At 70.4% G+C, this 24,406-nt stretch carries 24 protein-coding genes; 20 read left to right on the top strand and 4 right to left on the bottom strand.

What is annotated here, in order from left to right; all coding sequences use genetic code 11:
- The first annotated feature begins 49 nt into the window (after positions 1–49).
- The 5 genes from FHT26_RS11040 to FHT26_RS11020 all read left to right on the top strand — a co-directional run bounded on the left by FHT26_RS11040 (position 50) and on the right by FHT26_RS11020 (position 4,069).
- Positions 50–1,060, top strand: coding sequence for a KpsF/GutQ family sugar-phosphate isomerase (locus FHT26_RS11040; RefSeq protein WP_490362785.1), 1,011 nt, complete (start codon positions 50–52; stop codon positions 1,058–1,060).
- A complete protein-coding gene (locus FHT26_RS11035; RefSeq protein ID WP_168560192.1) occupies positions 1,060–1,638 on the top strand; it encodes a KdsC family phosphatase in 579 nt (192 codons plus the stop codon). Before FHT26_RS11040 ends, FHT26_RS11035 begins: the two co-directional genes overlap by 1 nt.
- Positions 1,625–2,311 carry an LPS export ABC transporter periplasmic protein LptC gene (gene lptC, locus FHT26_RS11030; RefSeq protein WP_168560191.1) on the top strand — a complete coding sequence of 229 codons (687 nt, stop codon included), beginning with the start codon at positions 1,625–1,627 and terminating at the stop codon, positions 2,309–2,311. Before FHT26_RS11035 ends, lptC begins: the two co-directional genes overlap by 14 nt.
- Entirely contained in the window at positions 2,308–3,102 is a 795-nt protein-coding gene (locus tag FHT26_RS11025) for an SDR family oxidoreductase (protein ID WP_168560190.1), read from the top strand. The genes lptC and FHT26_RS11025 overlap by 4 nt, the downstream gene beginning before the upstream one ends.
- A gap of 85 nt (positions 3,103–3,187) precedes the next feature.
- Complete coding sequence (locus tag FHT26_RS11020; RefSeq protein ID WP_168560189.1) at positions 3,188–4,069, top strand: DUF4349 domain-containing protein; 882 nt, start codon at positions 3,188–3,190, stop codon at positions 4,067–4,069.
- A 77-nt stretch (positions 4,070–4,146) separates the two neighbouring features.
- On the opposite strand, the gene rbp is transcribed toward FHT26_RS11020, so the two are convergent.
- Positions 4,147–4,635 carry an RNA-binding regulator gene (rbp, locus tag FHT26_RS11015; RefSeq protein ID WP_168560188.1) on the bottom strand — a complete coding sequence of 163 codons (489 nt, stop codon included), beginning with the start codon at positions 4,633–4,635 and terminating at the stop codon, positions 4,147–4,149.
- A 198-nt stretch (positions 4,636–4,833) separates the two neighbouring features.
- Between rbp and FHT26_RS11010 the strand changes: the two genes are divergently transcribed.
- The 5 genes from FHT26_RS11010 (at position 4,834) to FHT26_RS10990 (ending at position 11,823) form a co-directional block, all read left to right on the top strand.
- Entirely contained in the window at positions 4,834–5,631 is a 798-nt protein-coding gene (locus tag FHT26_RS11010) for a helical backbone metal receptor (protein WP_349238127.1), read from the top strand.
- Entirely contained in the window at positions 5,610–6,248 is a 639-nt protein-coding gene (locus FHT26_RS11005; protein WP_056802809.1) for a MarC family protein, read from the top strand. Before FHT26_RS11010 ends, FHT26_RS11005 begins: the two co-directional genes overlap by 22 nt.
- A 75-nt stretch (positions 6,249–6,323) precedes the next feature.
- A complete protein-coding gene (creD, locus tag FHT26_RS11000) occupies positions 6,324–7,697 on the top strand; it encodes a cell envelope integrity protein CreD (protein WP_168560186.1) in 1,374 nt (457 codons plus the stop codon).
- 158 nt (positions 7,698–7,855) lie between these two features.
- Positions 7,856–9,535, top strand: a complete 1,680-nt coding sequence (locus FHT26_RS10995) for a GMC family oxidoreductase (protein WP_168560185.1) — start codon at positions 7,856–7,858, stop codon at positions 9,533–9,535.
- The gene (locus tag FHT26_RS10990; protein WP_168560184.1) at positions 9,532–11,823 is read left to right on the top strand and encodes an EAL domain-containing protein; all 2,292 of its coding nucleotides are present in this window, start codon (positions 9,532–9,534) and stop codon (positions 11,821–11,823) included. The genes FHT26_RS10995 and FHT26_RS10990 overlap by 4 nt, the downstream gene beginning before the upstream one ends.
- A 43-nt stretch (positions 11,824–11,866) precedes the next feature.
- Here the strand turns inward: FHT26_RS10990 and FHT26_RS10985 are convergent, their stop codons facing one another.
- Positions 11,867–14,014 carry a TonB-dependent siderophore receptor gene (locus FHT26_RS10985; protein ID WP_349238126.1) on the bottom strand — a complete coding sequence of 716 codons (2,148 nt, stop codon included), beginning with the start codon at positions 14,012–14,014 and terminating at the stop codon, positions 11,867–11,869.
- Between the two features lie 264 nt (positions 14,015–14,278).
- Positions 14,279–14,722, bottom strand: a complete 444-nt coding sequence (locus FHT26_RS10980; RefSeq protein WP_168560183.1) for a universal stress protein — start codon at positions 14,720–14,722, stop codon at positions 14,279–14,281.
- Between the two features lie 194 nt (positions 14,723–14,916).
- Here FHT26_RS10980 and FHT26_RS10975 point away from each other — a divergent pair, with 194 nt between their 5' ends.
- The 10 genes from FHT26_RS10975 to FHT26_RS10930 all read left to right on the top strand — a co-directional run bounded on the left by FHT26_RS10975 (position 14,917) and on the right by FHT26_RS10930 (position 23,981).
- Entirely contained in the window at positions 14,917–16,116 is a 1,200-nt protein-coding gene (locus FHT26_RS10975) for an acyl-CoA dehydrogenase family protein (protein ID WP_168560182.1), read from the top strand.
- Positions 16,117–16,126: 10 nt separating this feature from the next.
- Positions 16,127–16,939: a methionine ABC transporter ATP-binding protein gene (locus FHT26_RS10970; protein WP_168560181.1), complete on the top strand. Its 813-nt coding sequence runs from the start codon at positions 16,127–16,129 to the stop codon at positions 16,937–16,939.
- Positions 16,932–17,594, top strand: coding sequence for a methionine ABC transporter permease (locus tag FHT26_RS10965; protein WP_168560180.1), 663 nt, complete (start codon positions 16,932–16,934; stop codon positions 17,592–17,594). Before FHT26_RS10970 ends, FHT26_RS10965 begins: the two co-directional genes overlap by 8 nt.
- Before the next feature lie 38 nt (positions 17,595–17,632).
- Positions 17,633–18,445, top strand: a complete 813-nt coding sequence (locus FHT26_RS10960) for a MetQ/NlpA family ABC transporter substrate-binding protein (RefSeq protein ID WP_168560179.1) — start codon at positions 17,633–17,635, stop codon at positions 18,443–18,445.
- Positions 18,442–19,815, top strand: coding sequence for an LLM class flavin-dependent oxidoreductase (locus FHT26_RS10955; protein ID WP_349238125.1), 1,374 nt, complete (start codon positions 18,442–18,444; stop codon positions 19,813–19,815). The genes FHT26_RS10960 and FHT26_RS10955 overlap by 4 nt, the downstream gene beginning before the upstream one ends.
- A 34-nt stretch (positions 19,816–19,849) precedes the next feature.
- Complete coding sequence (locus FHT26_RS10950) at positions 19,850–20,824, top strand: aliphatic sulfonate ABC transporter substrate-binding protein (RefSeq protein ID WP_168560178.1); 975 nt, start codon at positions 19,850–19,852, stop codon at positions 20,822–20,824.
- The gene (locus tag FHT26_RS10945) at positions 20,814–21,641 is read left to right on the top strand and encodes an ABC transporter permease subunit (RefSeq protein WP_168560177.1); all 828 of its coding nucleotides are present in this window, start codon (positions 20,814–20,816) and stop codon (positions 21,639–21,641) included. The genes FHT26_RS10950 and FHT26_RS10945 overlap by 11 nt, the downstream gene beginning before the upstream one ends.
- A 27-nt stretch (positions 21,642–21,668) precedes the next feature.
- On the top strand, positions 21,669–22,457 hold the full coding sequence (locus FHT26_RS10940) for a MetQ/NlpA family ABC transporter substrate-binding protein (protein ID WP_168560555.1): 789 nt from the start codon (positions 21,669–21,671) through the stop codon (positions 22,455–22,457).
- Between the two features lie 133 nt (positions 22,458–22,590).
- Entirely contained in the window at positions 22,591–23,112 is a 522-nt protein-coding gene (locus tag FHT26_RS10935; protein WP_168560176.1) for a GrpB family protein, read from the top strand.
- A gap of 98 nt (positions 23,113–23,210) precedes the next feature.
- Positions 23,211–23,981 carry a fumarylacetoacetate hydrolase family protein gene (locus FHT26_RS10930; RefSeq protein ID WP_168560175.1) on the top strand — a complete coding sequence of 257 codons (771 nt, stop codon included), beginning with the start codon at positions 23,211–23,213 and terminating at the stop codon, positions 23,979–23,981.
- Here the strand turns inward: FHT26_RS10930 and FHT26_RS10925 are convergent.
- Positions 23,966–24,406: a GNAT family N-acetyltransferase gene (locus FHT26_RS10925; protein ID WP_168560174.1), complete on the bottom strand. Its 441-nt coding sequence runs from the start codon at positions 24,404–24,406 to the stop codon at positions 23,966–23,968. The genes FHT26_RS10930 and FHT26_RS10925 overlap by 16 nt on opposite strands.

Here is a 24,406-nt window from a genome sequence, read left to right as displayed (position 1 = left end):
GCCAACGCAACGTGCGTGCCTACAATCGCCGGATCCTATCGGACCGAAGCTGCCCTCCGTGCCCTTGACCGCCCCTCCCGCCGTTTCTTTTGATGCCGAACGCGTGCTGAAGCTGGCGCGCGAGACCTTCGACATCGAAGCCCGCGCGCTGCTGGCGCTGCAGGCGCGCCAGGGCGACAGCTTCGTCGACGCGGTGCGGGCGATGCTGCAATGCAGCGGCCGCGTGGTCGTGATGGGCATGGGCAAGAGCGGGCACGTCGGCCGCAAGGTCGCGGCCACGCTGGCCTCGACCGGCACGCCGGCGCTGTTCGTGCACCCGGCCGAAGCGAGCCATGGCGACCTCGGCATGGTCACCCCCGGCGACGTGGTGCTCGCGATCTCGAACTCCGGCGAAAGCGACGAGCTCGCGGCGATCCTGCCGGCGCTGAAGCGCCTGGGCGTCACGCTGGTCGCGATGACCGGCCGGCCCGACTCCAGCCTGGCCAGCCATGCCGACATCACCATCAGCAGCGCGGTCGACCAGGAAGCCTGCCCGCTGAACCTGGCGCCGACCACCAGCACCATCGCGCAGATGGCGGTCGGCGACGCGCTGGCCGTTGCGCTGCTCGACGCACGCGGCTTCCGCGAAGAAGACTTCGCGCGCTCGCACCCCGGCGGCAGCCTCGGCCGCAAGCTGCTGACCCATGTGCGCGACGTGATGCGCAGCGGCGACGACGTGCCGCAGGTGCCGCCGTCGACGCCGTTCGTCGACACCATGCGCGAGATGACGCGCAAGGGCCTGGGCGCCACCGCGGTGCTCGGCGAGCGCGGCGAGATCCTCGGCATCTTCACCGACGGCGACCTGCGCCGGCTCGTCGAGCAGGGCCGCGACCTGCGCGCGCTGACCGCGGCCGACGTGATGCACCGCAGCCCGCGGCGCGTGCGCAGCGATGCGCTCGCGGTCGATGCGGCCGACCTGATGGAGCTGCACCGCATCACCGTGCTGCTGGTGGTCGACGCCGACGACCGGCTGGTCGGCGTCATCAACACCAACGACCTGATGCGCGCGAAGGTGATCTGATGGCCCTCGACGACATCACCCCGGTGCTGGGCTTCGCGCCCGAGCTGCTGCTGCGGGCGCAGGACATCCGCGCCGCGATCTTCGACGTCGACGGCGTGCTGACCGACGGCCGCATCTACATCAGCGAGCGCGGCGAGGAGTTCAAGGCCTTCAACACGCTCGACGGCCACGGGCTGAAGCTGCTGGCGCAGGGCGGCATCGCGCCGATCGTCATCACCGGCCGCGACTCGCCGGCGGTGCGCCGCCGCGTCAACGACCTCGGCATCGCCCATGCGGTGTACGGCGTGCACGACAAGCTGGCCGCCGCGCAGCACCTGATGGACACGCTCGGCATCGGCTGGGATGCGATGGCCGCGATCGGCGACGACTGGCCCGACCTGCCGTTGCTCGCGCGCGCCGCGCTGGCCTGCGCGCCAGCCAACGGCCATGTCGAGGTGCGTGCGATCGCGCACCACGTCACCGCGGCGGCCGGCGGACACGGCGCGGCGCGCGAGTTCTGCGACCTGCTGCTGAGCGCGACCGGCCGCTATGCCGCGCTGCTGCGCGGACACCTCGTCACGCTCGATGGCGGAAGCTGACACGGCGCCCCCCGCCAGCCGGCCCGGCACGCTGGCACCGGCCGCGGCACGGCCGGGCAGCCGGCGCACGCCGCAGCCGCTGCGCTGGCGGCTGGTCGAGCTGCTGTCGTCCTACCTGCCGCTGCTGCTGATGGGCGTGCTCGCGATGGGCACCTGGTGGCTGGTCAAGAACACGCCGCTGTCCGACGACCCGCGCACTGCCGCGCCGCTGCGTCACGTGCCCGACTACGAGATGCGCCATTTCGCGCTGCAGCGCTTCACGCCGCAGGGCCAGCTGCGCGCACAGATCGAGGGCGACGTGCTGCGCCACTACCCCGACACCGACACCGTCGAGATCGACAATGTGCGGTTGCGCGCCGTCGGGCCCGACGGCCGCGTGCTGCATGCCACCGCGCGCCAGGCCATCGCGAACGGCGACGCCACCGAGGTGCAGCTGGTCGGCCAGGCCGAGATCGTTCGCGACGGCGTCGACGGCAGCCCGCCGATCGACTTCCGCAGCGAGTTCCTGCACGCCTTCATCGACACCGAGCGCATCCGTTCGCACCTGCCGGTCACCGTGACCCAGGGCGGCACCGAGCTGCGCGCCGACAGCATGGACTACAGCCACCTCGACCGGGTGATCAAGTTCGGCGGACGCATGCGGGCCGTCTTCAGCCCGCGGGATGCGAAATGAACGCTGTTGAAAAGAGCGAGGGCCGCCTCGTCTTCATCACCGGCGCCTCCAGCGGCATCGGCCAGGCGCTCGCACTGCGCTTCCACCAGGCCGGCTACCGGCTGGCGCTGGTCGCGCGCCGCACCGACGAGGTTCGCAAATGGGCCGACGCGCAGCGGCTCGACGCGGCGCGCTACGCGGTGTATGCCGCCGACGTGCGCGACATCGACGCGATCACCGCGGTCGGCCGCGCCTGCATCGCGGCGCAGGGGCTGCCCGACGTGGTGATCGCGAATGCCGGCATCAGCGTCGGCATCGACACCGCGGTGTTCGACGACCTGGCGGTGATGCGCGCCACCTACGAAACCAACAACCTCGGGATGGCCGCCACCTTCCAGCCGTTCATCGCCGCGATGCGGGCGCGGCGCAGCGGCGCGCTGGTCGGCATCGCGAGCGTGGCCGGCATCCGCGGGCTGCCGGGCCATGGCGCCTATTGCTCCAGCAAGGCGGCGGTCATCGCCTATTGCGAGAGCCTGCGCGGCGAGCTGCGGCCCGACGGTGTCAAGGTCGTCACGCTCGGCCCGGGCTACATCGACACGCCGCTGACGCGCGAGAACCGCTACGGCATGCCGTTCCTGATGCAGCCCGAGGTGTTCGCCGACCGGGCCTTCCGCGCGATCGAGGCCGGCGTGACCTACCGGGTGATCCCGTGGCAGATGGGCGTCGTCGCGAAGCTGCTGCGCGCGTTGCCGAACTGGCTCTACGACCTGGTGCTGGCCGGGCGGCCGCGCAAGAAACGCCAGGGCGAGTGAGCGCGGCGGTTTCGCGGTGACGGGTTCACCCCGTCGGGCCGCGTCGCGCGTATCAGTCTCCACCTGAACTTCTGTGAGACGCCCGATGCGCCGCTTCGTACCCGTGTTGACCTTGTCCCTCGTCGTGAGCACGCTGGCCGCCTGCGGGCGTGGCGGGCCGATGTCCGCCGAGACCGCCGTGCTGGCGCAAGCGCCCGCCGCGGCACCCGCGGCCGAGTTCGCGAAGCGGCGCACCGCCCCCGAGCAGCCGCAGGCCGAGCGGGCCGCCGCCGACGGCGCCTCCGAAACCCGGCGCTACGTCGCGGTGCGACACACGTTGCAGATCTTCACCCCGGCCGACGGTGTCGAGGCCGCCTGGCGCGAGGCGACCGACGCCTGCGCCGCCGCCGGCTGCGAGGTGCTGAACGCCGAACTCGAGCGCAACGACGAGCGCCGCCCCGCCACCGCGACGCTGGAAGCCCGTGTGCCGCCGCAGCAGCTCGACGCCTTCCTGAAGCGGATGAGCAGCCTCGGCCGCACCGGCCTGAACGCCCGCACCGCCGAGGACAAGACGGACACCGTGCTCGACACCGAGGCGCGGCTGAAGAACCAGACCGCGTTCCGCGACCACCTGCGCGTGCTGATGTCGACGCCCGGCGCGAAGCTGAAGGACCTGATCGAGGTCGAGCGCGAGCTGGTCCAGGTGCAGAGCGAGCTCGACAGCCTGGCCTCGCAGCGCAAGGTGCTGGCCAACGAGACCGACAAGGTGCACGTGTCGATCACCTTCCAGGCGCAGCCCTCGGTCCTCGAGACCGGCATGTGGGAGCCGGTCACCGACGCGCTGCGCGGCGCCGGCCATGTCGTCGCGACGAGCATCGGCGTGCTCATCACCGCGGCGGTCGGACTGATGCCGTGGGTCGTCGCGCTGGGGCTCGCCGGCTGGGGCCTGCGCGCGCTGTGGCGCCGCCGGGCCCGCCGGCGCGGCTGAGTGCGGCCATGAAAAAAGCGGTGAGCGCTTTCGCACTCACCGCTTTTCGTCAGGGCTTGATCGGTCGTGAGGACTGATCAGTAGCCGCCACGGCCACCGCCGCCGCCGCCACCACCGTAGCCACCACCGCCGCCGGAGCGACCGCCGCCACCACCGTAGCCGCCGCCACCGCCGGAGCGGCCACCGCCACCACCGCCGTAGCCGCCGCCGCCGGAGCGGCTGCCGCCACCACCGCCGCCGCCGTAGCCGCCACCACCGCCGCCGAAGCCGCCGCCACCGGAACGGCCACCGCCGCCACCGAAGCCGCCCGGACGCTCTTCGCGCGGACGGGCCTCATTGACGACGAGCGCACGGCCGTCGAGGGCCTGGCCGTTCATGCCGTTGATGGCCGATTGAGCTTCCGCATCCGAGCCCATCTCCACGAAGCCGAAGCCCTTGGAGCGGCCGGTGTCGCGGTCCATCATGACCTTGGCGGACGAGACGGTGCCGAATTGTGCGAATGCTTGCTGGAGATCGTCGTCGCGCACGCTGTAGGCGAGGTTACCGACGTAGAGTTTATTGCCCATGGAGAGCGCCTTTCTTTCCTGAAGTCACGAGAACCCATGTGGAGCTTGTACCCATCCTGAACCATTCAAGTGAAGGCGCTGCTTCCAGACACAGAATTTTGATTATCGAGTAATTGCGCGAAGCGGTGCAAATTGTGGAAACCCCTTGCAAGGCGAGGGAAACAAAAAGTGTTGTCTGTACGCCGCAAGAAAGGTCCCGTGAGCCCCCGCATCGCCAGCCTCGTGCCCAGCCTCACCGAACTCGTCGTCGAGCTGGGCCTCGGCCCGCGTCTCGTTGCGCGCACCGGCTTCTGCATCCATCCGGCAGACGCGGTGCGCAGCGTGCCCAAGGTCGGAGGCACCAAGGCGGTGAACCTCCGGAAGCTGCGGCGCCTCGCGCCCACCCACGTGCTCGTCAATGTGGATGAGAACCGGCACGACATCGTGCCGGCGCTGCACGAGATGGGTGCGCAGGTCGTCGTCACGCACCCGTGCGGTCCCGAGGACAACCTCGCGCTGGTCGACCAGGTCGCGGCGGTGTTCGATGCCGAGCCCGGCGTGCGCGACCGCGCCGGCGCGCTGCGCGAGGCCCTGCAGCACGAGCTAGGGGAAACCCGTGATGACCAACGTCAGTCGCAACGCGTGCTCTATCTGATCTGGCACGACCCGTGGATGACGGTCGCGCGCGACACCTACCTGTCGCGCATGCTGGCGCGCATCGGCTGGCACACCGAGCCCGCGCAGCATGGCGGGCCGCAGGGTGCGGCGCGCTACCCGGTGGTTCGAGGCGACGAGCCCTGGCTCGCGCAGGTCGATCGCGTGCTGCTGAGCTCGGAGCCGTTCGCATTCGACGAACGGCACGCCGCGCAGGCGCAGGCGCTGTGCCCGCAGGCGCGCGTGCAGCGGGTCGACGGCGAGTTGCTGAGCTGGTACGGCGCGCGCGCCGTGCCCGGCCTGCGCTACCTGCGGCAGCTGAGGGACCGGCAGAATGCCGCATGGACATCTACAAGCCGCTGATCGCCCTGCTCGCCATCGTGAACCCGATCGGCGTGATCCCGTTCTTCATCCATTTCACCGGGGGCTTCACCCGCGAACAGCGCCAGCGCACGATCCGCGTCGCCGCGTTCAGCGCTTTCATCGTGATCGCCGTCAGCGCGATCGCCGGGCTGAAGATCATCGAGTTCTTCGGCATCTCGCTGGCATCGTTCCAGGTCGGCGGCGGCACGCTGCTGCTGATCTCGGCGCTGCAGATGCTGAACGCGCAGCCCGCCGAAACGCGCCAGGAAGACGTCACCGAGGGCAACACCAAGGTCGATGCCGGCGACAGCATCGCGGTGGTGCCGCTGACCATCCCGCTGCTGACCGGCCCGGCCACCATCTCGACGATGGTGATCTACGCCGACAAGACGCGGCACTGGTGGGAGATCGCGGTGCTGGTCGGCTACGGCGTGGTGATCGGCATCGCGGTGTGGCTGGCCTTCAGCGCGTCCGGCCGCATCGCGCGGGTGCTCGGCAAGACCGGCATCAACGTGATGACGCGGCTGATGGGGCTGATCCTCGCGGCGCTGGCGGTCGAGGTGATGTCGGACGGGCTGGTGAAGCTGTTCCCGATCCTCGCGAGCAGCATCCACTGAGCCGGCTTCATCGCGATTTCACCGGCGCTTCACCGGTGCCCGCGACAGTCCGCCCCTTCAACTCCGGAGGCGGACATGAGATTGCAGCGTGCGGTGGCCAAGGGTCTCGCGATCCTGGTGGTGGTGGGACTGCTCTCGATCGCGCTGATGCGCATCGAGGGCCTGGTCGGCGAGCGCCAGGCGCGCTCGCTCGAGGCGGAACAGAGCATCGCCGACAGCCAAGCGGGCCGCCAGGCCGTGCTCGGCCCGGTGCTGCGCAGCCGTTGCGTCGAGACCTGGGACGAGCGCGAAGGCAGCGGCAAGGACGCGAGGAAGGTCGAGAAGCGCCGCGAGTTCGCGCTCAGCGCCATCCCCGCCAGCGCGTCGGTCGAGGCGCGTGTCGCGATGGAGCCGCGCTACCGCGGCCTGTTCAAGGTCAACACCTACGTGGCGCAGCTGCAGGTGGCGGCTGAATGGGGTCCGCTCACCGCGTTGCGTCCCGCCGCCGAGCACACCGGTTCGCGCATCGCGTGCGACGCGCCGGCGATGATGCTGGCGCTGAGCGACGCGCGCGGCATCCGCCAGGCCGCCGTGCGCCAGGACGGCCAGCCGCTGGAGGTGGTGGCCGGGACCGGGCATGAGAAGTACCTCGCTGGCTTGCGCGCCGTGCTCCCCGAAGCGCGCCGCCAGGCCGTGGCGCCGCTGCGGCTGGACATCGCACTGGACCTGGTCGGCACATCGTCGCTCGCCGTCGTGCCGCTGGCGAACCAGGCCCGGGCGCACATCGCCGGCGACTGGCCCCACCCGTCGTTCAACGGCCGCTTCCTGCCGGTGACGCGGCAGACCGGCAGCCAGGGCTTCGACGCCACCTGGTCGGTGTCGGCGCTGGCCACGCAGGCTCCGCAGGACTTCCTGCACGGCGCTGCTCGGCTGTGCGAGCCCGGCGCGCGGGGCGGCGGCGAGCCCTGCATCGACACCTTCGACATCGACTTCATCGATCCGGTGAACCCCTACTCGCTGAGCGATCGCGCGATCAAGTACGGCATGCTCTTCATCGGCCTGACCTTCGTCGTGGTCGGCATGGTCGAGCTGCTCGGGCGCCGGCGCGTCCACCCGGTCCAGTACCTGCTGGTGGGCTGTGCGATCAGCATCTTCTTCCTGCTGTTGCTGGCGCTGTCCGAGCACCTGGCCTTCGCGCCGTCGTATGCCGTCGCGGCCGGGGCCTGCGCCGGGCTGCTCGCCTTCTACGGCCGGCACATGCTGGGCGGCTGGCGAGCCGGCGCGCTGTTCGGTGCCGGCATCGCCGGGTTGTATGGCGCGCTCTACGTGCTGCTGCAGATGGAGCAGGCCTCGCTGCTCACCGGGGCGGCGCTGCTGTTCTGCGTGCTCGCCGGCGTGATGGTCGCCACCCGACGGCTCGACTGGCACGGCCTGGCCGAAACAAACTTGCAACAAGTCGACGCGACTTAGCACAACAACTTGGCAGCGGGCGGCGTGCGGGGCGCCGTCCGCGCGACGACGGCAGTCGTACCATGCCGCTTCATGAATGTGCTCAGCTTCGACAGCTTCGGTGCGCCGGACGCAATGCGCCATCGCCGGCATCCCGACCCGACGCCGGGGCCGTCGCGATGAGCGAGATCACCTACGACTACATCGTCTGCGGTGCCGGCACCGCCGGCTGCCTGCTGGCCAACCGGCTGAGCGCCGACCCGACGAAGAGCGTGCTGCTGATCGAGGCCGGCGGCAACGACGACTACCTGTGGATCCACATCCCGGTCGGCTACCTGTACTGCATCGGCAACCCGCGCACCGACTGGCTGTACCACACCGATGAAGACCCGGGCCTGAACGGCCGCTCGCTGCGCTACCCGCGCGGCAAGGTGCTGGGCGGCTGCTCCAGCATCAACGGCATGATCTACATGCGCGGCCAGGCGCGCGACTACGACCACTGGGGCGCGTTCGGCAACCCCGGCTGGAGCTGGCAGGAATGCCTGCCGTTCTTCAAGCAGCACGAAGACTTCCACAAGGGCGCCGACGAATTCCATGCCGCGCCCGGCTTCGACCGCAGCGGCCGGCGTGCGGGCGGCGAATGGCGGGTCGAGAAGCAGCGGCTGCGCTGGGACATCCTCGACGCGTTCGCGCGGGCCGCGCAGCAGGCCGGCATCCCGCACAGCAGCGACTTCAACCGCGGCGACAACGAAGGCGTCGGCTACTTCGACGTCAACCAGCGCCACGGCATCCGCTGGAATGCGGCCAAGGCCTTCCTGCGGCCGGTGCTGCGGCGGCCGAACCTGCAGGTCTGGACCGGCGCGCAGATCGCGCGCCTGCTGATCGAACCGGGGCCGAGCGACGGCTCGTGGGACGGCATGCCGCAGGCGAGCGGCGTCGAGGTGATCCCGCAGGGCGGCGGCGAGCGCGTGCGCGCCCGCGCGGCGCGCGAGGTGATCCTGTGCACCGGCGCGGTCGGCACGCCGCAGCTGCTGCAGCTGTCGGGCATCGGCCCGCGCGCGCTGCTGCAGCAGCATGGCCTGATGGTGATGCGCGATGCGCCCGGCGTCGGCGGCAACCTGCAGGACCACCTGCAGATCCGCGCCGTCTACGAGGTCGACGGCGTGCGCACGTTGAACGCGATGGCGAACTCGCTGTGGGGCAAGGCGATGATCGGCGCCGAGTACCTGCTGCGCCGCAGCGGCCCGATGAGCATGGCGCCGTCGCAGCTCGGTGCGTTCACCCGCAGCGACCCGTCGCAGCGCCATGCCAACCTGCAGTACCACGTGCAGCCGCTGTCGCTCGATGCGTTCGGCCAGCCGCTGCACCGCTTCAATGCGTTCACCGCCAGCGTCTGCAACCTGAACCCGACCAGCCGCGGGCGCATCGACATCCGCAGCGCCGATGCCGCCGCCGCGCCGTCGATCCGGGCCAACTACCTCGGCACCGACGAAGACCGCCGGGTCGCGGCGGCGTCGCTGCGCGTCACCCGCCGCATCGTCGCGCAGCCGGCACTCGCTCCGTACCACCCGAAGGAGATCAAGCCCGGCGTCCAGTTCGAAAGCGACGACGAACTCGCGCGGCTGGCCGGCGACATCGGCACCACCATCTTCCACCCGGTCGGCACTGCGAAGATGGGCCCGGCCGACGACCCGGACGCGGTCGTCGATGCGCAGCTGCGCGTGCACGGCGTCAAGCGGCTGCGCGTGGCCGATGCGAGCGTGATGCCCGCCATCACCAGCGGCAACACCAATGCGCCGACGCTGATGATCGCCGAGCGCGCCGCCCACTGGATCCGCGCGGAAGCGACCGGCCCGTGACGCTCGCCCTCGCCATCAACGCCTGCGTCAACCTGATCGTCGGCTGGGCGCTGCTGCTCGCCTGGCGCAGCGACCGGGCGCAGCTGTTCTCGCGCGACCTCGGCTGGGCCTTCGCGAGCCAGGCGATGATCCCCGCCGCCTACCTGATGCAGGCGCAGAACCAGGGCATCGTGTCGGCGCTCGGCACGGTCGTGATCGTCGCGGTGTCGGCGCTGTACCTGTCGCTGCTGCTGCTCGGCAGCGCCCGCCTGGCCGGCCGCGCGCCGACGCGGGTGCAGGGCTTTGCGCTCGGCGCGGTGCTGCTGCTGGTCGCCGCGCTGCTGGTGCCGCTGAACGTGCAGGCGGCGCAGGCGGTCAGCGCGAGCCTGCACGTGGCCGCGGGCGTCGTGGCCACCGTCTGGCTGTGGCGCCAGGGCGGCTCGGAGCGCTTGGCCGGGCTGCTGCTGATGCTGCTCGGCGTCAACCAGTTCATCTTCGTGTTCTGGGGCGCGGCCGGCATCGCGGTGCAGGCGACGGTGGCCGCGATGCTGCGGTTGACGCTCGGCCTCGCGCTGCTGCATGCCGCGGTGCGCCGCTCGCACGAGGAGTCGGGCCGGCTGCGCGACCGCTTCCTGCAGCTCACCGAGCATTCGCACCAGGGCGTTGCGGTGGTGCGCGGCGAAGACCTGCTGTACGCCAACCCGGCGCTGCTGAAGATCTACGGCCTGGGCTCGCTGACCGAGGTGCTGACGCTGTGGCGCGAGGCCACGATGCCGCCCGAGGAGCGCGAGCAGGCGCGCGACCGGCACCGCAAGATCATCGCCGGCGAGCTGACGCAGGCCAGCTGGCAGGGGCTGCGCTACCGCTTCGACGGCACGCCGATCCAGCTGCGCTTCAGCGCCTGGCGCATCGACTGGGACGGCCGTCCGGCCGAGCAGGTGGTGGTGACCGACGAGACCGCGCAGCACGACGCCGCGCAGGCGATGCTGTACCAGGCGACGCACGACGAGCTGACTGGCCTGCCGAACCGCGTCGCGCTGCTGCAGCGGCTGCGCGACCTGTGCGCGGCTGAATTGCCGACGCCGTTCGCGCTGGTGCTGATGGACGTCGACCGCTTCAAGCTCTTCAACGAGGCACACGGCCCGTCGATCGGCGATGCGGTGCTGCGCTCGCTGTCGGCCGCGCTGCAGCTGGCGCTGGCCGGGCGCGCCGAAGTGATGCGCCTCGGCGAGGACGAGTTCGCGTTGCTCGCGCCGGGCAGCGAAAGCGACCGCACCGCGCACACCGTCGCGCAGGCGGTGCGCCAGCTGCTGATGCAGCCGCTCGCGCTGCCGCAGCACGAGTTCTTCCTCGATGTCTCGATGGGCATGGCGACCTACCCGGCCACCGCGCGCGAGCCGGAGGCGCTGCTGCGCGCGGCCAACGCCGCGATGCACGAGGCCAAGCGCACGCCCGGCACCTCGGTGCAGTTCGCCGAGGAGCGTTTCGAGCGCGGCTCGGGCGCGTCGCTCGACGCCGAGCAGGCGCTGCGCGCCGGCATGAAGAACGACGAGTTCTGCCTGGTCTACCAGCCCAAGGTCGATGCGCAGAACAAGACGCTGGTCGGCTTCGAGGCGCTGGTGCGCTGGGACCGGCCGGGGCTCGGGCGCATCAGCCCGATGGAGTTCATCCCGGCGGCCGAGCGCACCGGGCTGATCGGCCCGCTGGGCAACCTGATCCTGACGCAGGCCTGCCAGCAGATCTCGGAATGGCGCGGCGCGTTCGGCAAGACGGTGCCGGTGGCGGTGAACGTGTCGCCGCTGCAGCTGCTGGACCCGGGCTTCCCGGAACTGGTGCTGCGCACACTGCGGCACTTCGACGTGCCGCCGGCGCTGCTGACGCTGGAGATCACCGAGAGCGCGGCGGTGACCTACATGGAGCAGGCGCGCGAGCAGATCCGGCAGATGCGGGCGCACGGCATCGAGGTCGCGCTGGACGACTTCGGCACCGGCTTCTCGTCGCTGAACATGCTGCGCAGCCTGCCGCTGCGCACCGTGAAGATCGACCGCAGCCTGATCGACCCGATGCCGGCACCCGACGCGACCGCGGTCGTCAAGGCGATCTGCGACCTCGCGTCGGCCTTGCGCCTGGACGTGGTGGCCGAAGGGGTCGAGACGCGCGAGCATGCGCGCGCCGCGACCGCCGCGGGCTGCGACGTGCTGCAGGGGTACCTGTATGCGCGGCCGCTGTCGCCGGACGAGGCCGCGCGGTGGCTGAGCGAGATGCGCAGCCCGGATGCCAATCCGGGACTCCCCGTCACGACCCATTGAAGACCCACCCGGATGGGCCTCCGGGCGATGGCCGTGGCTTGCGTCAGAGCTTGTAGTCGAGCGACACCGCGACATTCCGCGGCGCGCCGTAGATCGCGCCGTAGGCCAGCCCGGTGACGTACTTCTTGTCGAAGAGGTTGTTGACGTTCAAGCGCACCGTCGCGGCCGGGGTCAGCTCGTAGGCCGCGAACGCATTGGCCACCAAGTAAGCGCCCTGCTTCGCGCCGCCGATCTTGCTGACCTCGGACTGCCAGCGACCGCCCGCGCCGACGCGCAAGGCCGGCAGCACACGGGTGTCGACGCGGAAGTTGACGGTGTTGCGCGGCACCCATTCGTAGATGTCGTTGCCGTCCGGCCCGGTCAGGATCAAGCGGGTGTAGCCGACGGTCAGCCTGGTGTCCCGGGCCACGCGGCCGGTGGCCTCGATCTCGTAGCCCTTGGACTTCACGTCCTTGCCCTCGTACCAGTCCTGGTTGTAGCGCGGGTCGGTCGTCGGGACGTCGGTGATCTTGCCGGCATAGGTCGCGAGGCCGTCCTGCTTCGCGGTGAACAGCGCGAAGGTCGTCAGCAGCGACTTGTCCAGCCATTCGGCCTTCACGCCGACCTCGGTGTTGACGCCCTTCATCGGGTCCAGGTACTTGCCGTCGTGGTCGGTCTGGTCCTGGTTCTGGAAGATGTCCGAGTACGACACGTAGCCGAGGAGGCCGGGCGTGAAGTCGTAGGTGAGCCCGACGTAGGGGCTGGTCTCCTTCGTGACCGGGTAGTCGGTGTTGGTGGCTACCGTGCCGTAGATCGACGCGCCTTCGCGCGCGAGACGCACGGCGTTGACGCCGAGCACGCCCTTCAGCGAATCGGTCAGCGCCAGGTGCGAGGCGGCGTACAGGCGGGTCAGCGTCTGCTCGCCGCGCGTGCTGGGCTGGCGCGGGCCCCATGCCGGTTCGGCGAACGCGTCGCCGCCATAGGGGAAGGCCGGCAGCGCCGGCGGGTTCAACAGGTCGGTCGACGGCTCGAAGGTGTCGACGGCGGTCTTCTCGCGCGACCGGCTCACGCCGAACAGCAGGCTGTGCCGGCGACCGAACGCGGAGACCTCGCCATTCAGGTTGACGTCCAGCACGTGGTTGTCGGCGCTGCCTTCGCTGCGGTAGGGCCAGACGACCAGGCCGGTGTTGTCCGGGTTCAGCACGCCGGTCGGCGAGTAGGCATACAGCAGCCGTGTCGATTCGTTGCCGTGGCGGTAGTTGTAGGTCGCTTTCGCCTCCCAGTCGGTGGACAGGTGGTGGGCGTACTCGACGAAGGCGTTGTACGACTTGTTGTTCCAGTAGGTCCAGTTCTGCGAGGTCGACGAGCCGACATCGAAGTCGGCCTGCGTGCCGTCGGAGCGCAGCAGCGTCAGCGAGCCCCACATCGGCGAATCCTGCTTCGCGTCGACCGCGGTGACGCCCAGCGTCAGCACGCCGTCGGTGCCGACCTGGCCGTCGACCACGCCGTAGAGCGAGCTGCGTTCGTTGTGCAGGTCGCGGATCCAGGCGTCCTTCTGCTCGTGGGCGACGACGAACCGGCCAGCCCACGAGCCATCCTCGGCCAGCACCTTGTTGTAGTCCAGCGCCACGCGCTTCAGGCCGTAGGAGCCGAGCGTGACGCTGGCCAGGCCGCCGTCCTCGTTCTTCGGGCGCTTGCGGATGTAGTTGATCGTGCCCGATGCGTTGCCGACGCCGGTCAGCAGCCCGTTGGCGCCGCGGATCAGCTCGATGCGCTCGAACAGGAAGGTGTCCTCGCGGCCGACGACGGTGCCCCACGAATTGGTCATGCCCAGGCCGTCGACCTGCGTCAGCTGGATCTCGAAGCCGCGCGCATTGAAGGTCGCGCGGTTGGTTTCGTACTGCTCGACGTTGATGCCGGTGGCCAGGCCCAGCGCTTCGTTGCTGCCGGTCAGGCCGAAATCGGCCATCTCGGCCTGGTCGATGGTGCTGATGGTCTGCGGCGTGTCCTTCACCTCCATCGGCAGGCCGGTGGCGCCCTTGGAGACGCGGTGGGCGCGTTTGCCGGTCACCGAGACCTTGTCGAGCGTGGTTTCTTGCGCCTTGGCCTGCGGGGCCGTGGCGTCGGCCGTGCGGGCCTCTTGCGCCCGGGCATCGCCCAGTGCCACGCAGGCCGCGAGCGCGCAGGCCGTCATCAGGAATGGTTGCTTCACTGCTGCTTCTCCAAATACAACGTCGGGATCGAACGGCGCTGGACGCGGCACTTCGGCGGGCATGGCTGCGCCACGCGCAGCCGATGGCGGACGCGTCCTGCTCTGAAGGGGGGTGGGGTTGCCGGCGGCGATCGATCTCGCGGCGGAAGGCGGTCTGCCAGCGCTCCTGGCCGGCGAGTCTACAGGCTGATAAGAACTATTCTCAACAAAGCGTTTTGAAGCGTGGCCTGGTGTCTTGTCGGCGCGACGCCGGCTTGCGCTCGATCAATCGGCGGGCGGTCGCACCAGCAGCACCGGCACCGGCGAGCTGCGCAGGATCTGCTCGGCATCGCTGCCCAGCAGCCAGCGCCCGACGCCGCGGCGGCCGTGCGTGCCGAGCACCACCACGTCGGCCGGCCAGCGCCCGATCTCGTCGACGACGACATCCGCGAGCCGGTTCGACATCGTCTCGAACAGCGCGGTCTCCGCCTCGACACCGGCTGCCTTCGCGCGTGCCGCGCCTTGCGCCAGCACCGCGTTGCCGGCGTTCTTCATCACGGCGGCCACGTCGCCCGCATAGCCGCCGAAGCCGGTCGCGAAGCTCAGTTCGTCGACCATGTGCACCAGGCGCAGCTTTGCGTGCGTCAGCTTCGCGAGCTGGACGGCCTCATCGAGCCCATGGTTGGAGGTGTCGCTGCCGTCGACCGGGACAAGGATGCGTTGGTACATGGGGCGCCTTCCGCGAATGGGGAGCCTCGATCTTGCCGCGGGGTGGATGTCCGCGTCGTTGAGGTGGGGCAAGGGCCCGGCAGGCAGCTGCCGTCGAATCCCGCCGAAGCTCATGCCGGGGTTGCAAACCGCAGATCGACCGGCGATTTCCTTCCTTCGCCGCGAGCAGGCCGCGGCCCACACTGCACGCCACGATGTCCCAGGTTCTCCCGTTGTCCCGCCATGCCGATGTGCATGAGCGCATCACTGCAGCCACCACCACGCTCGTCTCGCAGCTCGCCGCCACCGCGGTCGAGCGCGACCGTGCCGGTGGCCACGCCGCCACCGAGCGCGGCCACATCCGCGCCAGCGGCCTGCTGGCGCTGACGATCCCGCGCGAGTTCGGCGGCCTTGGCGCCGACTGGCCCACCTTCCACGGCGTGCTGCGCCAGCTCGCGCAGGCCGACAGCGCCCTCGCCCACCTGTTCGGCTTCCACCACCTGCAGCTCGCCGGTGTGCTGCTGTACGGCAACGCCGACCAGCAGCGCACGCTGCTGCGCCGCACCGTCGACGAGCAGCTCTTCTGGGGCAATGCACTGAACCCGCTCGACAAGCGCGCGCTGGCCCGCGAGGTCGACGGCGGCTTCGTGATCGACGGCCTGAAGAGCTTCGCGTCCGGCTCGGTCGGCTCCGACCAGCTGACGGTCTCCGCCTGGCACGAGCCGACGCAGACCGCGCTGATCGCCGCCGTGCCGACACGCCGCGAAGGCGTCAGCGTGCAGGCCGACTGGGATTCCTTCGGCCAGCGCCAGACGGACAGCGGCAACGTCGCGTTCCACCAGGTGCTGGTCTCGCACGACGAGGTGCTGCAGGCGCCCGGCGTCGTGCCGACCGCTCGCGCGACGCTGCGCTCGCAGGTGGCGCAACTGATCATGGCCAACCTCTACCTCGGCATCGGCCTCGGCGCGTTCGACGAGGCCCGCCGCTACACCCGCGAGTCGAGCAAGCCGTGGTTCGCGTCCGGCGTCGCGCAGGCCGGCGACGACCCGTTCATCCAGCACCGCTACGGCGAGCTGTGGCTGCTGCTGCGCCCAGCGATCGCGCTGGCCGACGAAGCGGGTGTCCGGCTCGACCAGGCGCTGCGCCAGGGCCCGTCGCTGACGGCCGCCGAGCGCGGCGAGGTCGCGATCGCGGTGGCCGAGGCTAAGGTGCTGTCGCACCGCGCCGCCATCGAGGTCAGCTCGCAGCTCTTCGAGCTGACCGGCGCCCGCTCCACCTCGCAACGCTACGGGCTCGACCGCTTCTGGCGCAACGCCCGCGTGCACACGCTGCACGACCCGGTCGACTACAAGCTGCGCGACATCGGCCGCTACGTGCTGAACGGGCAGATCCCCGAGCCGACGGCCTATTCATGAGCCACCCTGCATGAGCAACATCCAGAACCTCGACCCCGGCCTGCCGCCGCCGCTGATTCGCCTCGACGGCCTGAGCAAGTCCTTCGCGCTGCCCAACGGCACCCGCTTCGACGCGGTGAAGAACGTCTCGCTGCAGGTGCGCCAGGGCGACATCTTCGGGCTGGTCGGCAAGAGCGGCGCCGGCAAATCGACGCTGCTGCGGCTGATCAACCTGCTGGAGCAACCCGACCACGGCAGCGTCACGGTCGACGGCCGCGCGCTGACGGCGCTCGGCAAGCGCGAACTGCGCGAGGCGCGGCAAGGCATCGGCATGATCTTCCAGCAGTTCAACCTGCTTCAGAACGCCAGCGTGTTCGACAACGTCGCGTTCCCGCTGCGCATCCACGGCCGCTGGCGCGCGGCCGGGATCGCGCAGCGCGTGCACGAGTGCCTCGCGCTGGTCGGCCTGGACGAGAAGGTCGACGCGCACCCGGCGCAGTTGTCCGGCGGGCAGAAGCAGCGCGTCGCGATCGCCCGCGCGCTGGCGCCGCGGCCGTCGGTGCTGCTGTGCGACGAACCCACGTCGGCGCTCGACGCCGAAACCACGCAGTCGCTGCTGGCCACGCTGCGCGACATCAACGCGCAGCTCGGCGTCACCATCGTGATCGTCACGCACGAGCTGCCGGTGGTGCAGGCGCTGTGCCGGCATGTCGCGGTGATCGAAGACGGCGCGGTGGCCGAGCAGTTCGCGCTGGCCGAGACCGGCGCGCTGCGCAAAACGGCACTCGGCCGCGCGCTGGCCCGCCTGGCGGCCGCGCCGCTGCAGGAGGCGGCGTATGCCTGACAACATCGTCGCCATCCTGCCGGAGCTGTCGACCGCGCTCGGCCAGACGCTGCTGATGCTGGCCATCGGCCTGTCGGCCGCGGTGCTGCTCGGCGGGCCGCTGGGCATCTGGCTGTTCCTGCTCGGGCCCGGCCAGTCGCTCGCGAACCGCCCGCTGTTCGCCGTCGTCAGCTGGGCGGTGAACACCGTGCGCTCGTTCCCGTTCATCATCCTGCTGGTCGCGCTGGTGCCCTTCACCCGCGCGATCGCTGGCAGCTCGATCGGGCCGGTGGCCGCCGCGGTGCCGCTGTCGTTCGCCGCGATTCCGTACTTCGCGCGCCTGGTCGAGCAGAACCTGCGCGACGTGCCGCGCGGCGTGATCGAGGCGGCGCATGCGATGGGCGCCTCCGAGCTGCAGATCATCTGGCGCGTGCTGATCGTCGAGGCGCGCTCGGGCCTGGTGCTCGCGCTGACGGTACTCGCGATCAGCTTCCTGTCGTACTCGGCGGTGGCCGGCGTGGTCGGCGGCGGCGGCATCGGCGACCTCGCGATCCGCTACGGCTACTACCGCTTCCAGACCGACGTGATGGTGTTCACCGTCGCGATCCTGATCGTGCTGGTGCAGGCGATCCAGCTGGTGGGCAACACCATCGCGCGCCGGCTCGACAAGCGCTGACCCCCTCGTTCCCTTCTTCCGTTTCCCCAGGAGTACCCATGTCGTTCGCACGCCGCTCGCTGCTGGCCCTCGCACTCACTGCCGTCGCGCTCGGCGCGGCCGCCCAGCAGAAGAAGGAGATCGTGTTCGGCGCCACCGCCGGCCCGTACGCCGACCAGATCAAGCTCGGCATCAAGCCGCTGCTCGAGAAGAAAGGCTACGTCGTGAAGGTCGTCGAGTTCAACGACTACATCCAGCCGAACCACGCGCTGGCGCAAGGTGCGCTCGACGCGAACGCGTTCCAGCACATCGTCTACCTGACGAAGTTCGCGACCGAGAACAAGCTCGCGATCAGCGAGCTGCTGAAGGTGCCGACCGCACCGATCGCGATCTACAGCCGCAAGCACAAGACGCTGGACGTGAAGGAAGGCGCCGTCGTCGCGCTGCCGAACGACCCGACCAACGCGGCGCGCGCGCTGGTCGTGCTGCAGGAGATCGGCTGGGTCAGGCTGCGCGAAGGCACCGACCCGATCCGCGCGTCGGAGAAGGACGTGGCCGTCAACCTCAAGAAGATCAAGCTGGTGCCGATCGAGGCGGCGCAGCTGCCGCGCTCGCTGGACGACACCGACTACTCGTTCGTCAACGGCAACTTCGCGCTCGCGTCGGGCCTGAAGCTGACCGAGGCGCTGGCGCTCGAGAAGACCGGGCCGACCTACCAGAACGTGGTCGCGGTGCGCACCGCCGACAAGGACACGCCGTGGGTGCGCGACATCGCCGAAGCCTACCGCTCCAAGGAATTCCTGGCCATCACCGACACGAAGTTCCCCGGCTTCGTGAAGACCGACTACCAGCAGGCGCTCGCAAGCAAGTGATCCGCTTCAACGCCTTCCAGATGAACACGGTCGGGCACCAGTCGCCCGGGCTGTGGACGCATCCGCGCGACCGCTCGCACCGCTACACCGACCCGGACCACTGGGTCGAGCTCGCGCAGCTGCTGGAGCGCGGCCGCTTCGACGGCGTGTTCCTGGCCGACGTGCTGGGGGTCTACGACGTGTACCAGGGTGCTGCCGACGCCGCGCTGCGCCACGGCGTGCAGGTGCCGCTGAACGACCCGCTCGCGCTGGTGCCGCTGATGGCGCAGGTGACGCAGCACCTCGGCTTCGGCGTGACCTGCGCGCTGACCTACGAGCACCCGTACCCGTTCGCGCGTCGCATCAGCACGCTCGACCACCTGACGCGCGGCCGCATCGGCTGGAACATCGTCACCGGCTACCTCGACAGCGCCGCTCGCAACCTGGGCCTGCCGCAGCAGCCGGCGCACGACGACCGCTACGACGTGGCCGACGAGTACCTGGAGGTCGTCTACAAGCTGTGGGAACACAGCTGGCAGGACGATGCGGTGGTGCGCGACAAGGCGCGCGGCGTCTTCACCGACCCGGCCCGCGTGCACCCGATCCGCCACCGCGGCGAGCACTACCAGGTGCCCGGCATCCACCTGTGCGAGCCGTCGCCGCAGCGCACGCCGGTGCTGTACCAGGCCGGCACGTCGCCGCGCGGCAAGGCGTTTGCCGCGCGCCACGCCGAATGCGTGTTCGTCAGCGGGCCGAGCGTCGCGGTGGTGCGCAAATACGTCGACGGCATCCGCGCGGCGCTGGTGGCGCAGGGCCGTCCGGCGAACGATGTGCTGATCTACGCGCAGGCGCTGGTCATCACCGGCGAGAACGAAGCGGCCGCAAAGGCCAAGCATGCCGAGTACCGCGAGCACATCGACCTCGAAGCGTCGCTCGCGCTGCTGTCCGGCTGGACCGGCGTCGACTTCAGCCGCTTCGCGCCGGACGCGACCGTCGAGTACATCGACACCGAAGCCGGCCGCAGCGCGCTCGCGTCGTTCAACCAGGCCGACCCGTCGCGGGTGTGGACGGTCCAGGAAGCCGCGCAATTCATCGGCCTGGGCGGCCGCGGGCCGGTGATCGTCGGCGATGCGGTGCAGGTGGCCGACGAGCTGGAGCGCTGGGTCGACGCGACCGGCGTCGACGGCTTCAACCTGGCGTACGCGGTCGCGCATGAATCGATGCGCGATGTCGTCGACCACGTGGTGCCCGAGCTGCAGAAGCGCGGCCGCTACCGTCGCGAGTACGCCGGCGGCACGCTGCGCGAGCAGCTGTTCGGCCGCGGCCCGCGGCTGGGCGCCGACCACATCGCGAAGCGGCTGCGGCTCGATGCCGTGCCCGCCGCCGCCTGAACTTCCCTCTTGAGTTGTCGACCGAAAGTTGCCGATGAAACGCCGTACCGTCCTCCATGCCGCCGCTGCCGCGCTGGCCGCACCCGCCTTCGTGCGCGCCGCCGACGCGAAGGAGCTGCGCCTCGACTATGCGTACTACTCGCCGTCCAGCCTGGTGCTGCACCGCTTCGGCTGGCTCGAAGACGACTTCAAGCGCGACGGCGTCAACGTCAAGTGGGTGCTGAGCGCCGGCAGCAACCGCGCGCTCGAGTACCTGAACAGCAACAGCATCGACATCGGATCGAGCGCCGGGCTGGCCGCGCTGCTCGCCAAGGCCAACGGCAACCCGATCCGCACGCCCTACATCTTCTCGCGCCCGGAGTGGACTGCGCTGGTGGTGCCGAAGGGCTCGCCGATCAAGTCGCTGGCGGACCTGAAGGGCAAGAAGGTCGCGGCGACCAAGGGCACCGACCCGTACCTGTTCCTGCTGCGCGCGCTGCACAGCGTCGGGCTGAAGCGCAGCGACATCGAGCATGTCGCGCTGCAGCATGCCGACGGCCGCACCGCGCTGGAGCAAGGGCGCGTCGACGCCTGGGCCGGTCTCGATCCGCTGATGGCCGCCAGCGAGCTGGACGCCGGCTCGACGCTGCTGTACCGCAACATCGCGTTCAACACCTACGGTTTCCTGAACGTGCGCGAAGACGTGCTCGTGCAGCGCCCGAACGACGTGAAGCGCGTGATCGCCGCCTATGAGCGCGCGCGGCTGTGGATCCTGGCGAACCAGAGCGAGGCCGCGAAGATCCTGTCCGAAGAGGCCAAGGTCAGCCTGCAGGTCGCGCTGCTGCAGATCAAGCTGCGCACCGACCTCGGCAACCCGCAGCCGTCGGCCGAGCATGTGAAGGCGCTGCAGGCCGCGGCGCCGATCCTGCTCGACGAGCAATTGGTCAAGCCCGCGACCGACCTGAACCGCACGATCGCCGAGCTGGTCGACACCCGCTTCGCGGTCGGCGTGATCCAGCGTGCCGCCTGAGCTGTCGCTGGCGGCCGAGCCGGCACCTGCTGCGGCGCCGGCGCGGCGAAGGCCGCTTCGCTGGCGGCTGCCGGTGGGCCTGGTGCTGCCAGTCGTGGTGCTGGGTGCGATCGAGCTGGCCGCCTGGCTCGGCTGGTCGGGCAGCCGCGCGCTGCCGCCGCCCAGCGAGGTGCTGCGCACGCTGATCGGCCTCGGCGGGCAAGCGCTCGGGCTGCACGTGCTCGCGAGCACCGGCCGCGTCGCGGCGGGCTTCGCGCTCGGCAGCGGGCTCGCGCTGGCGGCCGGCTCGGCGGTCGGCCTGTCGCAGCGAATCTCGGCCTGGCTCGACCCCTCGGTGCAGGGTCTGCGCGCGATCCCGTCGCTGGCCTGGGTGCCGCTGCTGCTGCTGTGGCTGGGCATCGACGAACTGCCGAAGGTCGTGCTGATCGCGATCGGCGCGTTCTTCCCGGTCTACCTCGGCGTGGCCTCGGGCTTTCGCGGCGTCGACCGCAAGCTGGTCGAGGTCGGCCGGCTGTTCGGCTTCTCGCCGCTGACGCTGGTGCGGCGCGTGCTGCTGCCGGCGGCGCTGCCGTCGGTGCTGACGGGGCTGCGCAACGGCCTCGGCCTCGCGTGGATGTTCATGGTGGCCGCCGAACTGATCGCCGCGAGCAGCGGCCTGGGCTACCTGCTGACCGACGGCCGCGAGACCGGCCGCGCCGACATCGTGCTCGCGGCGATCGCGCTGCTGGCGCTGCTCGGCAAGCTGAGCGACGGCGCGATGCGCGCGCTGGAGCGCCGGCTGCTGGTGTGGCGCGATGCGTTCGAGCCCGGCGCCTGATTCCCTTTTCCTCCCACCCGCATGACCATGACCTTCCATCGCCGACCCCTGCTGTTGTCCGCCCTCCTCGTTGCCGTCGCCGGCCCGGCCGCCGCGCAGGAGACGATCAAGATCGCCGTCACCGGCGGCCCGCATGCGCAGATCGCCGAGGTGGCGAAGAAGGTCGCCGAGCGCGATGGGCTGAAGCTGCAGATCGTCGAGTTCAACGACTACATCCAGCCGAACGCGGCGCTCGACGCCGGCGACGTGCAGGCCAACAGCTACCAGCACCTGCCGTTCCTGCAGTCGCAGATCCAGGCGCGCGGCTACAAGATCAGCCCGGTCGGCTACACCGTGACCTTCCCGATGGGCTTCTATTCGAAGAAATACAAGTCGCTGGCCGAGCTGCCGCCCGGCGCGAAGGTCGGCATCCAGAACGATCCGTCGAACAGCGGCCGCGCGCTCGCGCTGCTGCAGAAGTACGGCGTGATCAAGCTGAAGCCGACCGCGGGCATCAGCGCGACGGTGCAGGACGTGGTCGAGAACCCGAAGAAGCTGCATATCGTGCAGGTCGAGGCGGCGCAGCTGCCGCGCTCGCTCGACGACCTGGACGCCAGCGCGATCAACACCAACTATGCGGTGCAGGCCAAGCTGGTGCCGACGCGCGACGCGATCGCGATCGAGGACCCGAAGAACCCGTACGCCAACCTGCTGGCGGTGCGCACCGACGACAAGGACAAGCCCTGGGTCGCGAAGCTGGTGAAGGCCTTCCAGTCGCCCGAGGTGAAGCAGCTGGTCGAGTCGACCTTCGCCGGTTCGATGGTGCCGGCGTTCTAAGGCCCCCCAGTCGCTGCGCTCCTGCCCCCAAGGGGCGCCACCCAGCGGCCCGGCAAAGCCGGTTCCGCGGGCGTTGCTTGATCAGGCTCGGTTTACGTTGTACCGTGCGGGCGCGTCCGTTGGAGGCCCCGCCATGTCCGACACCATCGAACTCGTTGACTACGATGCCCGCTGGCCTGCCCTGTTCAAGGCCGAGCAGCAGGCGATCCGCGCCGCGCTCGGGCCGGAGATCGAGGCGTGCATCGTGCACATCGGCAGCACCGCGGTGCCCGGCCTGCCGGCCAAGCCGATCATCGACATCCTGCTGATCGCGCCGGTGACGGCGCAGTGGCCATCGTTCATCGAACCGCTCGAAGGCCTGGGCTACGTGTTCTGGCCCGACAACCCGCGGCGCGACCGCATGTTCTTCGTGAAGGGCATGCCGCCCTACGGCACCGGCCGCACCCACCATGTGCACGTGCGCGTGCCGGCCGATGCGCAGGCCGAGTTGCGGTTTCGCGACCAGCTGCGCGCGCACCCCGAACTGGCTGCGCAATACGTCGACGTGAAGCGGGCACTCGCCACACGCTACCGCGACGACCGCGAGGCCTACACCGAAGGCAAGTCGCGCTTCATCCGCGAGTTGCTCGCGGCCGCCTGCGTCGACGGCGCATGAGTGAGCCCCCCAGTCGCTTCGCTCCTGCCCCCAAGGGGCGCCACGCCAGGGGCCCGGCAAAGCCGGTTCCCCGGCGCGTTGCTTGATCGGGGACCCGCATGAAGTGGTTGCGCGGCTTGACTGGTGGGCGTGAAGTCTTCGGAACGCTCGAGGGCGACGAGGTCGTCGTGCACAGCGGCGACCTGTTCGATGCCCCGTCCCCCACCGGCGAGCGCGTGCCGGTCGCGGGCCTCGACTGGCTGACGCCCTGCCGGCCGTCGAAGATGATCGCGTTGTGGAACAACTTCGCCGCGGCGGCCGAGAAGAACGGCTGGTCGCGGCCGGTCGAGCCGCTGTACTTCCTGAAGGCGCCGAACAGCTTCGCGGCCCATGGCCAGGCGATCCCGGTGCCGGATCCCGACGTCGGCCGCATCGCCTATGAAGGCGAACTGGCGATCGTGATCGGCCGGCGTGCGAAGGCCGTCGCGGTCGACCAGGCCGCGGCGCACATCTTCGGCTACAGCTGCGCCAACGACGTGACCGCGATGGAGCTGATCGCGCGCGACCCGAGCTTCGCGCAATGGGCGCGCGCGAAGAGCTTCGACGGCTTCGGCGTCTTCGGCCCGGTCATCGAGACCGGCTTCGACCCGGCCGCCGCGACGCTGCGCACGACCGTCGGCGGCCGCGAGCGCCAGAACTACCCGCTGGCCGACATGTTCTTCACGCCGGCCGAACTGGTGTCGCGCCTGTCGCACGACATGACGCTGGAGCCGGGCGACGTGATCCTGTGCGGCACCTCGCTGGGCGTGCTGCCGATGAAGCCGGGCACGCGCGTCGAGGTGACGATCGACGGCATCGGCACGCTGGCCAACGTCTATGGCGCCGGCTGAACCGGCGCCAGCGCCTTCTTCATGAAGTAGCGCGCGAAGCCCGGCGGGTAGTCGTCGATCTGGCCGAAGCAGGTGTAGCCGAGCTTCTCGTAGAAGCCGCGCGCCTGGAACTCGAAGGTGTCGAGCCAGGCGCCGACGCAACCGCGCTCGACGGCCTCGGCTTCGGCGCGCTGCATGATCTGCGTGCCCAGGCCCTGGCCACGCGCGTCGGCGGGCACGACGAGCAGCTGGATGAACAGCCACTGGAAGCCGGTGTAGCCCCAGGCGCCGCCGACGACCTGGCCCTGGTCGTCGTGCACCAGCACCGCGAGCTGGCGTTGTCCGCTGGCGCCGGCCTGCGACAGGTTGTACACGCGCAGCGGCGCGAGCACCGCCTGGCGCAAGGCTTCGTCGTCGGAGTCGGTGAGGGTCAGCGTGTAGGGCAT

This window comes from Rhizobacter sp. SG703, assembly GCF_012275445.1.
Taxonomy (GTDB): Bacteria; Pseudomonadota; Gammaproteobacteria; order Burkholderiales; family Burkholderiaceae_C; genus Rhizobacter.
The sequence above is the reverse complement of the archived record's forward strand: the minus strand, read 5'-3'. Positions and strand labels throughout refer to the sequence as shown.

Bases quoted from the DNA above. Each gene is read 5' to 3' on its own strand.
- FHT26_RS11035 (WP_168560192.1), top strand. From the start codon at position 1,060: ATGGCCCTCGACGACATCACCCCGGTGCTGGGCTTCGCGCCCGAGCTG.
- lptC (WP_168560191.1), top strand. From the start codon at position 1,625: ATGGCGGAAGCTGACACGGCGCCCCCCGCCAGCCGGCCCGGCACGCTG.
- FHT26_RS11025 (WP_168560190.1), top strand. From the start codon at position 2,308: ATGAACGCTGTTGAAAAGAGCGAGGGCCGCCTCGTCTTCATCACCGGC.
- FHT26_RS11020 (WP_168560189.1), top strand. From the start codon at position 3,188: ATGCGCCGCTTCGTACCCGTGTTGACCTTGTCCCTCGTCGTGAGCACG.
- rbp (WP_168560188.1), bottom strand. From the start codon at position 4,635: ATGGGCAATAAACTCTACGTCGGTAACCTCGCCTACAGCGTGCGCGAC.
- FHT26_RS11005 (WP_056802809.1), top strand. From the start codon at position 5,610: ATGGACATCTACAAGCCGCTGATCGCCCTGCTCGCCATCGTGAACCCG.
- creD (WP_168560186.1), top strand. From the start codon at position 6,324: ATGAGATTGCAGCGTGCGGTGGCCAAGGGTCTCGCGATCCTGGTGGTG.
- FHT26_RS10995 (WP_168560185.1), top strand. From the start codon at position 7,856: ATGAGCGAGATCACCTACGACTACATCGTCTGCGGTGCCGGCACCGCC.
- FHT26_RS10980 (WP_168560183.1), bottom strand. From the start codon at position 14,722: ATGTACCAACGCATCCTTGTCCCGGTCGACGGCAGCGACACCTCCAAC.
- FHT26_RS10975 (WP_168560182.1), top strand. From the start codon at position 14,917: ATGTCCCAGGTTCTCCCGTTGTCCCGCCATGCCGATGTGCATGAGCGC.
- FHT26_RS10970 (WP_168560181.1), top strand. From the start codon at position 16,127: ATGAGCAACATCCAGAACCTCGACCCCGGCCTGCCGCCGCCGCTGATT.
- FHT26_RS10965 (WP_168560180.1), top strand. From the start codon at position 16,932: ATGCCTGACAACATCGTCGCCATCCTGCCGGAGCTGTCGACCGCGCTC.
- FHT26_RS10960 (WP_168560179.1), top strand. From the start codon at position 17,633: ATGTCGTTCGCACGCCGCTCGCTGCTGGCCCTCGCACTCACTGCCGTC.
- FHT26_RS10950 (WP_168560178.1), top strand. From the start codon at position 19,850: ATGAAACGCCGTACCGTCCTCCATGCCGCCGCTGCCGCGCTGGCCGCA.
- FHT26_RS10940 (WP_168560555.1), top strand. From the start codon at position 21,669: ATGACCTTCCATCGCCGACCCCTGCTGTTGTCCGCCCTCCTCGTTGCC.
- FHT26_RS10935 (WP_168560176.1), top strand. From the start codon at position 22,591: ATGTCCGACACCATCGAACTCGTTGACTACGATGCCCGCTGGCCTGCC.
- FHT26_RS10930 (WP_168560175.1), top strand. From the start codon at position 23,211: ATGAAGTGGTTGCGCGGCTTGACTGGTGGGCGTGAAGTCTTCGGAACG.
- FHT26_RS10925 (WP_168560174.1), bottom strand. From the start codon at position 24,406: ATGCCCTACACGCTGACCCTCACCGACTCCGACGACGAAGCCTTGCGC.